Origin of the sequence: Streptomyces physcomitrii (assembly GCF_012273655.1) — a bacterium.
Lineage (GTDB): Bacteria > Actinomycetota > Actinomycetes > Streptomycetales > Streptomycetaceae > Streptomyces > Streptomyces physcomitrii.
This window is the reverse complement of the sequence record NZ_JAAWWP010000039.1, coordinates 20,849-29,335: the sequence shown is the minus strand read 5'-3', so window position 1 is coordinate 29,335 and position 8,487 is coordinate 20,849. Positions and strand designations below refer to the sequence as shown.

Sequence of the window (8,487 nt, the reverse complement as noted above, 5' to 3'; positions counted from 1 at the left end):
TTTGAGAGGGTAAGGCTCCCAGGAGACGACTGGGTTGATAGGCCGGATATGGAAGCCCTGTGAGGGGTGGAGTTGACCGGTACTAATAGGCCGAGGGCTTGTCCTCAGTTGCTCGCGTCCACTGTGTAGTTCCCAGACAACGAACAGTTGTGCTGGCTGAACAGTTCCACTTAATTGAAGAGTGTGCTTGTTCGCTGCCCTGTTCTTTCCCCGTATTCGTACGGGGAGTCTGAAGGGGTTTCGGTGGTCATAGCGTGAGGGAAACGCCCGGTTACATTCCGAACCCGGAAGCTAAGCCTTACAGCGCCGATGGTACTGCAGGGGGGACCCTGTGGGAGAGTAGGACGCCGCCGAACAATCTTTGAGGACCTGTGGTCCCAGCGTTCACGCTGGGACCACAGGTCCTTTTTGTTTTCCATGCCGCGCGCTCGATACCGGGCTGCGCGAGAATGACTGCGTACCAAAGACAGAGGAGTCACCCATGTCCCCCAACTCTCCCGACGAGCGACCCGAGCGCGACGAGCGCCGCCGGGACAGTGGTGACCGTGGGGGAAACCGGCCCGCCCGCTCCCATGACCGTGCCGGCGCCGGCCGTCGTGACGACAATCGCGGCGGGGGTTTCCGGCGGGACGACAACCGTGGTGGCGGCTTCCGCCGTGACGGTGACCGGCCCTCGTACCGCCGTGATGACCGTAGGGACGACCGGCGTGAGGGTGACCGCGGAGGGTTCCGGCGGGACGGTGACCGGCCTCCGTACCAGCGCGACGACCGCCGGGACGACAACCGCGGTGGTGGCTTCCGCCGTGACGATCGGCAGGGCGACCGCGGTGGCTTCCGCCGTGACGACAACCGCGGGGGCGGGTTCCGTCGTGACGACCGGCGGGACGACCGTGCCCCGTTCCGGCGTGATGACCGCCGCGACGGCGACCGCGGGGGTTTCCGGCGCGAGGAACGGCGTGATGACCGCGGCGGCTTCCGGCGTGACGACCGTCCCGGTGGCCGTTTCCCCCGGGACGAGCGGCGTGATGAGCGTCCGGCTTTCCGGCGGGACGACCGCGGTGAGGGGCGTCGCGATGACCGCGGTGGCTTCCGCCGTGAGGACAACCGGCGCGACGACAACCGTGGTGGCGGCTTCCGTCGCGATGACCGCCGTGACGGTGACCGGCCCTCGTACCGACGTGATGACCGACGTGATGACCGTAGGGACGATCGTCGTGATGACCGTCGGGACGACAACCGGGGCGGCGGTTTCCGGCGTGACGAGCGCCGCGGGGACGACCGTGGTGGCTTCCGTCGGGACGACCGGCGTGACGGCGACCGTGCCCCGTTCCGGCGTGACGACCGTCGTGACGACAATCGCGGGGGCGGGTTCCGGCGTGACGAGCGCCGTGGGGACGACCGGCGTGAGGGCGACCGCGGTGGCTTCCGGCGGGACGACCGCGCCCCGTTCCGGCGGGACGACCGCCGCGACGGCGACCGCGGTGGCTTCCGTGGGCGTGACGACCGCGGGCCGCGCCGTGACGACCGGGGCCGGCCCGGCGGCGGTTACCGCGGCCGGGACGACCGGCGGGACGACCGCCACGGCGGTGGGCGGTTCCGGGACGAGCGGGACCGGGACCGGGAGCCGATCAAGCGGCTGCCGATCCCCGAGGACGTCACCGGTGAGGAGATCGACAAGGACGTACGGCAGGAGCTGCTGAGCCTGCCGAAGACGCTGGCGGAGGATGTCGCGCGGAACCTGGTGATGGTCGCCCGGCTCATCGACGAGGACCCCGAGGGCGCGTACGGCTACTCGCGGGTGGCCCTGCGGCTGGCCTCGCGGGTGGCTGCCGTGCGCGAGGCGGCGGGATTCGCGGCGTACGCGACGCAGAAGTACAGCGAGGCGCTCGGGGAGTTCCGGGCGGCACGGCGGATGACGGGCAACACCGAGCTGTGGCCGGTCATGGCGGACTGCGAGCGGGGTCTCGGGCGGCCGGAGAAGGCGCTCGACATGGCCGGTGAGCCCGAGGTGCACAAGCTCGACAAGGCCGGGCAGGTGGAGATGCGCCTGGTCGCGGCCGGTGCGCGCCGGGACCTCGGGCAGACCGAGGCGGCCATCGTCACGCTGCAGAGCCCCGAACTCGCCTCGAACTCGGTGCAGCCCTGGACCGCGCGGCTCCGGTACGCCTACGCGGACGCGCTGCTCGAAGCGGGGCGCGAGGACGAGGCGCGGGAGTGGTTCGCCAAGGCCGTGGAGTCCGACAAGGACGGCAGCACCGACGCCTCCGACCGGCTCGCGGAGCTGGACGGCGTCGAGTTCACGGACGCGCTCGGCGACGAGGAGGAGCCCGGCTTCGAGACCGGGGACGAGGACGCGGAAGCCGGCGGCCGGGAAGCCGCGGATGTCACGCCTACCGCCTCGGCCGGGACGGATGCCGCTCTCGACGAGAGCACGGACGAGGACCTGGTCGAGGTGGAGGACGTGGTCGAGACGGCCGGTGCGGACCATCTGGCCGACGCGGACGACGCGGTGATCGGCGAGGACGCCCCGGACTCCGGCGACGCTTCCGGCGATGCCTCCGGTGACACCTCCGCTGACGACGGCAGCGCATCCGCCGATCCCGACGGTGACCCCGACGGCGACTCCGGCATCGACGCCCCTGGCACCGACAACTCCCGCAACCACATGGACCACTGACGGCAGCCTGGGAACCGAGGAACCGAGGAACCGAGGAACCGAGGAACCGAGGAACCGAGGAACTGAGGACCTGAGGGACCGAAGACCCAAGAACCCCAAGTAGCCCAGAAGCAGGGGGCGTTCTCCTTCCCGGAGGGCGCCCCCTGCGCGTGGGTCAGAGGGTGAGGCTGCGCAGGACCAGGCCCGTCGCGGGCTTCGGGCCGAAGGAGGTGGACTTGCGGGGCATGGTGACGCCCTGGCGGGCCAGTTCGCGTACGACGTCCTCGCGGACCGGGTGCATCAGGACGGCGGTGCTGCCGTCGCGTTCGGCCTTGGTGACCGCGGCGCGGGTGTGGTGGATGTAGCCGATGTGGTCCGGGGTGTCGGGGATCCGCCAGACCTGGTCGAGCAGGGTGGAGTGCAGCACCGTCGCGTCGAGGGACCGCCAGGCGGCCGGGCGGTCCCGGGGCACCGTCCGCTCAAGCAGGGCGGGGTCGGGCCGGTCGGCGAGATGGAAGGAGCCGTCGCCCGCGAGCAGGAAGGCGTTGCCCTCGGTGGCCGCCTCGGCGAGGGCGGACCGCGCCCGGTCCAGGTCGCCGCCGAGCTCGCGTACCCGGAAGGCGTCCTTGAGGCCGGTGAGCGCCTCGGAGACCGGTACCCGGTGCAGGAGGCGGTGGATGGCCCGGACCTGGAGCGGGTGGCGGGCGGTGTCCACCAGCAGGACGAGGCCGTAGTCCCAGGGGCTGGGGCCGGGATGGTCCGCGCGCAGCCGCAGGCAGGTGGCCCAGCGGTGGTGGCCGTCGGCGATCAGGGCCTCGTGCCGGGCCAGGTCCTCCTGGACGGCGGTGAGCGAGGCGGGGTCGGTCACGGACCACAGGGTGTGGCGGATGCCGTCCTCGGTGGTGGTGCTCAGCAGCGGGGCGGTGGTGACCGTGCGGTCGACGACGGCGGCCGTACCGCACTCCCCGGCGTCGCCGCGGTAGGACAGGAGCAGCGGTTCGAGGTTGGCGGCGGTGGCCCGCATCAGGGCCGCGCGTTCCGCGACGATCTGCGGCATCACGTCCTCGTGCGGCAGGACGACGCCCTCCCGCGCTTCCGAGAGCCGCAGGGCGCCGATGATCCCGCGTTGCAGCATCGACTCCCCGCGCTGTTCGTAGACGTAGAGCGCGGGGGTGTCGTCGGCGGCCAGGATGCCCTCGGCGAGCCAGCTGGTGAGGGCGCCGGCGGCCTGTTCACTGCTGGTCTCGGGGTCGGCGGCCTGGGGCAGGATCAGCCGGACGATGTTGTGCGGGTCCGCGGACTGGAGCTGGTGCAGCCCGTCGGGGCGGACCACGACGTCGTACGGGGGCGAGGTCACCGCGGAGAGGGAGCCGACCCGTTCGGGGACATAGCGGATGCCCCGGAAGGGCTGGAGGTCGAGGCCGCTGCCTCGGGGACCGCCTGCGGGACCAGCGTTCTTCATCTGTGCATCGTAAGTCCGCGCGGCGGATACGAGAGGATCGGGGGAGCAGCGGCGAACAGGAACGGAACGCATCCATGGACCACAGCCCGAGGACCCTGCCCGGCCACAGCGCCGACCGGCTCGACAGCGCCTACGACACGGCGCTGCTCGATCTGGACGGGGTGGTGTACGCGGGCGGTCAGGCGATCGCGCACGCGGTGGACTCGCTCGCTGCCGCGCGGGAGCGGGGCATGCGCCTCGCCTATGTGACGAACAACGCGCTGCGCCCCCCGGAGGCGGTCGCCGCCCACCTCACCGAACTCGGCGTCCCGGCGCGGACCGAGGACGTGGTCACCTCGGCGCAGGCAGTCGCCCGGCTGATGAGCGAGCAACTGCCCGCCGGGTCACGGGTGTTGGTGATCGGCGGCGAGGGCCTGCGGGTGGCGCTGCGGGAGCGGGGCCTGGAGCCGGTGGAGTCGGCGGACGAGGAGCCGGTGGCCGTGGTGCAGGGCTACGGCGGGCCCGAACTGCCCTGGGGCCGCTTCGCGGAGGCCTCCTACGCGGTCGCGCGGGGGCTGCCCTGGTTCGCCTCCAACACCGATCTGACCATCCCGAGCGCGCGCGGGATCGCCCCCGGCAACGGGGCGGCCGTCGAGGTGGTGCGGATCGCCACCGGGGCCAGCCCGCAGGTGGCGGGCAAGCCGCTGCCGCCGATGCACAAGGAGACGATCCTGCGGACCGGGGCGCGGCGGCCGCTGGTGGTCGGGGACCGCCTGGACACCGATATCGAGGGGGCGTTCAACGGCGGGGTCGACTCGCTGCTCGTCCTCACCGGGGTGACCGACCCGGCCCAACTGCTCGCGGCGGTGCCCGGGCACCGGCCCACCTATGTCGACGCCGACCTGCGGGGCCTGCTCACCGGGCAGCCCGAAGTGCGGGCGTACGAAGGGGAGTTCGGCTGCGGCGGCTGGCGGGCCGCGGCCCGGGGCGAGACGCTGGAGCTGACCGGCGAGGGCGAACCGCTGGACGGGCTGCGGGCGTTGTGCGCGGCGGCCTGGAGCGCCGGGGGCGAGCGGGGCTGCGGCGCCGACGCGGGGAAGGCGCTGGCGCGGCTGGGGTGGTGAGCGGGCCCGGTGCCGGGGCGGTACGCGCTGCCGACGGGGGCGGCACCCCCGCCCATCAGCCCGAATCCGGAGGATAGGCTACCCTAACCGGGTGTTGGTCGAAGGTCCCCCTGAACAGCGCGCGGTGAGTGTTCCCGCGCCGCCGCCGAGGCACGCGATACGCGGCGCCGGACTGCTGGTGGCGCTGGTGCTCCTGGTCGCGGTCGCCGCCGCCAGTATCGCGATCGGCGCCAAACCGCTCAGCCTCGGCCAGGTCTGGCACGGGGTCTTCCAGGACTCGGGCACCTTCAGCGATGTGGTGGTCGGCGAGCGCCTCTCGCGTACCGGCCTCGGGCTGCTCGCCGGGGCCTCGCTCGGACTCGCCGGCGCGGTGCTCCAGGCCCTCACCCGCAATCCGCTCGCCGACCCCGGGCTGCTCGGCATCAACGCGGGCGCCTCCGCGGCGGTGGTCACCGCCATCACCTTCCTCGGCGTCAACTCCCTTACCGGCTATGTCTGGTTCGCCTTCGCGGGGGCGGCGGCCGTGGGCGTCCTGGTGTACGCGCTCGGCGGCAGCCGCAGCGCCACCCCGGTACGGCTCGCGCTCGCGGGCACCGCGCTCACCGCGGCCCTCAGCGGCTATCTCCAGGCCGTGATGATCGTCGACGACGCGGCGCTCGGGAAGATGCGGTTCTGGACGGTCGGTTCGCTGGCCTACGCCAACAACGACATCCTGCTCCAGGTGCTGCCCTTCCTCGCCCTCGGCATGCTCCTCACCCTCTTCCTGGCGCGCCCGCTCAACGCCCTCGCCATGGGCGACGACACCGCCCGCGCGCTCGGCGCCCGGCTGACCCGCACCCGGGCGCTCTCGCTCGGCGCGGCCACCCTGCTGTGCGGCGCGGCCACCGCCGCCTGCGGGCCGATCGCCTTCGTCGGACTGATGGTCCCGCATGTGGTGCGCTCCTTCACCGGGCCCGACCAGCGCTGGATCCTGCCGTACTCGGCGCTGCTCTCGCCGGTGCTGCTGCTCGGCGCGGATGTGCTCGGGCGGCTCCTGGTGCGCCCGGCGGAACTCCAGGTGGGCATCGTGACCGCGATCATCGGCGGCCCGGTGTTCATCCTGCTCGTACGACGGCAGAGGATGGCCCAGCTGTGAAGACGCCGCGCAACGGCCCGGCCGCGCGGCCGGTACGCAAGGGCCCGCCCGTGAAGTCGCTGCGCACCCGCGGCGGACTCTCGGTCCGGGTGGAGGCCCGCTCGGCCCTGGTGGTCCTGCTCCTGCTGCTCGCCGCCCTGGCCGCGAGCGTCGTGCTGATCGGGACCGGCGACTATCCGATCGGCTTCGCCGACGTGGTGCGCACCCTGCTCGGCGAGGGCAACCCCGGCCAGGAGTTCATCGTCAACGACCTGCGGCTGCCTCGGGTCCTGGTGGCGCTCCTGGTGGGTGCCGCGCTCGGCCTCGGCGGCGCCGTCTTCCAGTCGGTCTCCCGCAATCCGCTGGGCAGCCCGGACATCCTCGGCCTCGGCCAGGGGTCCACCGCGGGCGCCCTGTTCACCATCGTGGTCCTCGGCGGCTCGGCCACCCAGGTCACCCTGGGCGCCCTGGCCGGCGGCCTGCTCACCGGCGCCGCGATCTATCTGCTCGCCTGGAAGCGGGGGGTGCACGGCTACCGCTTCGTCCTCGTCGGCATCGGGGCCGCGGCCATCGTCACCGCGGTCAACGGCTATCTGCTGACCAAGGCCGACCTGGTGGACGCCGCCCGCGCCCTGGTCTGGATGACCGGCTCGCTCACCGGCCGGGACTGGGACCAGGTCTGGCCGCTGCTCGCGCTGTGCGCCGTGCTCGTACCGCTGGCCCTGGTCAACGCCCGCCCGCTGCGCATGCTGGAGATGGGCGACGACGCGGCCGGGGCCCTCGGCGTCCGGGTCGAGCGCACCCGGCTGCTGCTGATGCTCTCCGCCGTCGTCCTCACCGCGGCGGCCACCGCGGCGGCCGGTCCGGTCGGCTTCCTCGCCCTCACCGCGCCCCAGCTCGCCAAGCGCCTGACGAAGGCGCCGGGACCCAACCTCGTACCGGCGATGGCGATGGGCGCCACCCTCCTGGTGGTCGCCGACTGGTCCTCCCAACGGATCTTCGGCGCCGACCAGTTGCCGGTCGGCGTGCTCACCGGCGTGCTCGGCGGTGCCTATCTGCTGTGGCTGCTCGTCACCGAACGCCGGGCCGGGCGGATATGAGCCGCCGCCCGGCACCGGCCCCCTCCCCGACCCGAAACCAGAGCAGGAGCGTCCCTGAAGTGAACCGGCTGATCGCCGACGACGTGACCCTCGGCTACGACCAGCGGGTCATCGCCGAGCAGCTCTCCGTCGAGATACCCGACAACTCCTTCACCGTCATCGTCGGGCCCAACGCCTGCGGCAAGTCCACCCTGCTGCGCGCGCTGTCCCGGATGCTCAAGCCGAGCAGGGGCCGGGTGCTCCTGGACGGCGAGGTCATCCAGTCCTACCCCGCCAAGAAGGTGGCCCGGACCCTCGGCCTGCTGCCGCAGTCCTCGATCGCCCCGGACGGGATCACCGTCGGGGACCTGGTCGCCCGCGGCCGCTACCCCCACCAGGGCCTGCTGCGCCAGTGGTCCGCCGAGGACGAGCGGGTGGTACGGGAGTCGATGGCCTCGACCGGGGTGGAGGCCCTCGCGGACCGGCCGGTGGACGAGCTCTCCGGCGGCCAGCGCCAGCGGGTGTGGATCGCCATGGCCCTCGCCCAGCAGACCCCGCTGCTGCTGCTCGACGAGCCGACGACCTTCCTCGACATCCAGCACCAGATCGACGTGCTCGACCTGTGCGCCGAACTCCACGAGGACCAGGGCCGCACCCTGGTCGCCGTGCTGCACGACCTCAACCACGCGGCCCGGTACGCCACCCACCTCATCGCCCTGCGGGACGGCAAGGTGCTCGCCGAGGGCGCCCCGGCCGAGATCGTCACCGCCGAGCTGGTGGAGCGGCTCTTCGGCCTGCGCTGCCAGGTCATCGACGACCCCGAGACGGGGACGCCGCTGGTGGTGCCCGCGGCCCGCTCGGCACGCGGCGCGGCGGGAAAGGCCCGGGCGCGCGAGCACGGCGAGGACGCCGGAGCCGGTACGGGCACCGGCCCTCTCACGAAGAAGCCCGCCGTGCGGGACAGCGGGGTCGAGGACGACGCGGTGAAGGACGACGTGGTGAAGGACAACGTCTGAGGGGCAGCATCCGAGGACGACGTCCGAGGTCCGCGGCCCGGCGTGCCGGGTTCCGGA

General features: G+C 72.9%; 6 protein-coding genes, 2 rRNA genes and 1 pseudogene. 8 read left to right on the top strand and 1 reads right to left on the bottom strand.

Annotated elements, in window-relative coordinates:
• The 4 genes and pseudogenes from HFV08_RS30815 to HFV08_RS30800 all read left to right on the top strand — a co-directional run.
• Window positions 1-106: ribosomal RNA gene (locus HFV08_RS30815) — 23S ribosomal RNA — on the top strand; the annotation flags it as partial.
• A 133-nt stretch (window positions 107-239) separates the two neighbouring features.
• A 5S ribosomal RNA gene (rrf, locus tag HFV08_RS30810) occupies window positions 240-356 on the top strand.
• A 125-nt stretch (window positions 357-481) separates the two neighbouring features.
• Window positions 482-1,192, top strand: a pseudogene (locus tag HFV08_RS32660) (hypothetical protein); the annotation flags it as partial.
• A gap of 435 nt (window positions 1,193-1,627) precedes the next feature.
• A complete protein-coding gene (locus HFV08_RS30800) occupies window positions 1,628-2,677 on the top strand; it encodes a tetratricopeptide repeat protein (protein WP_312885899.1) in 1,050 nt (349 codons plus the stop codon).
• Between the two features lie 154 nt (window positions 2,678-2,831).
• Here HFV08_RS30800 and HFV08_RS30795 read toward each other — a convergent pair whose 3' ends face one another.
• Window positions 2,832-4,118, bottom strand: coding sequence for a DUF1015 domain-containing protein (locus tag HFV08_RS30795; protein WP_168543854.1), 1,287 nt, complete (start codon window positions 4,116-4,118; stop codon window positions 2,832-2,834).
• Between the two features lie 74 nt (window positions 4,119-4,192).
• Here HFV08_RS30795 and HFV08_RS30790 point away from each other — a divergent pair, with 74 nt between their 5' ends.
• The 4 genes from HFV08_RS30790 to HFV08_RS30775 all read left to right on the top strand — a co-directional run bounded on the left by HFV08_RS30790 (window position 4,193) and on the right by HFV08_RS30775 (window position 8,430).
• A complete protein-coding gene (locus HFV08_RS30790; RefSeq protein ID WP_168543853.1) occupies window positions 4,193-5,221 on the top strand; it encodes an HAD-IIA family hydrolase in 1,029 nt (342 codons plus the stop codon).
• A 91-nt stretch (window positions 5,222-5,312) separates the two neighbouring features.
• Window positions 5,313-6,356 carry a FecCD family ABC transporter permease gene (locus tag HFV08_RS30785; RefSeq protein WP_168543852.1) on the top strand — a complete coding sequence of 348 codons (1,044 nt, stop codon included), beginning with the start codon at window positions 5,313-5,315 and terminating at the stop codon, window positions 6,354-6,356.
• A 50-nt stretch (window positions 6,357-6,406) separates the two neighbouring features.
• A complete protein-coding gene (locus HFV08_RS30780; RefSeq protein WP_376770768.1) occupies window positions 6,407-7,435 on the top strand; it encodes a FecCD family ABC transporter permease in 1,029 nt (342 codons plus the stop codon).
• A gap of 59 nt (window positions 7,436-7,494) precedes the next feature.
• Window positions 7,495-8,430: an ABC transporter ATP-binding protein gene (locus HFV08_RS30775; RefSeq protein ID WP_312885898.1), complete on the top strand. Its 936-nt coding sequence runs from the start codon at window positions 7,495-7,497 to the stop codon at window positions 8,428-8,430.
• Window positions 8,431-8,487 lie beyond the last annotated feature (57 nt).

What these genes read in the sequence shown, in the direction of transcription:
- HFV08_RS30795 (WP_168543854.1), bottom strand. Translation starts at nt 4,118, where the DNA reads ATGAAGAACGCTGGTCCCGCAGGCGGTCCCCGAGGCAGCGGCCTCGAC.
- HFV08_RS30790 (WP_168543853.1), top strand. Translation starts at nt 4,193, where the DNA reads ATGGACCACAGCCCGAGGACCCTGCCCGGCCACAGCGCCGACCGGCTC.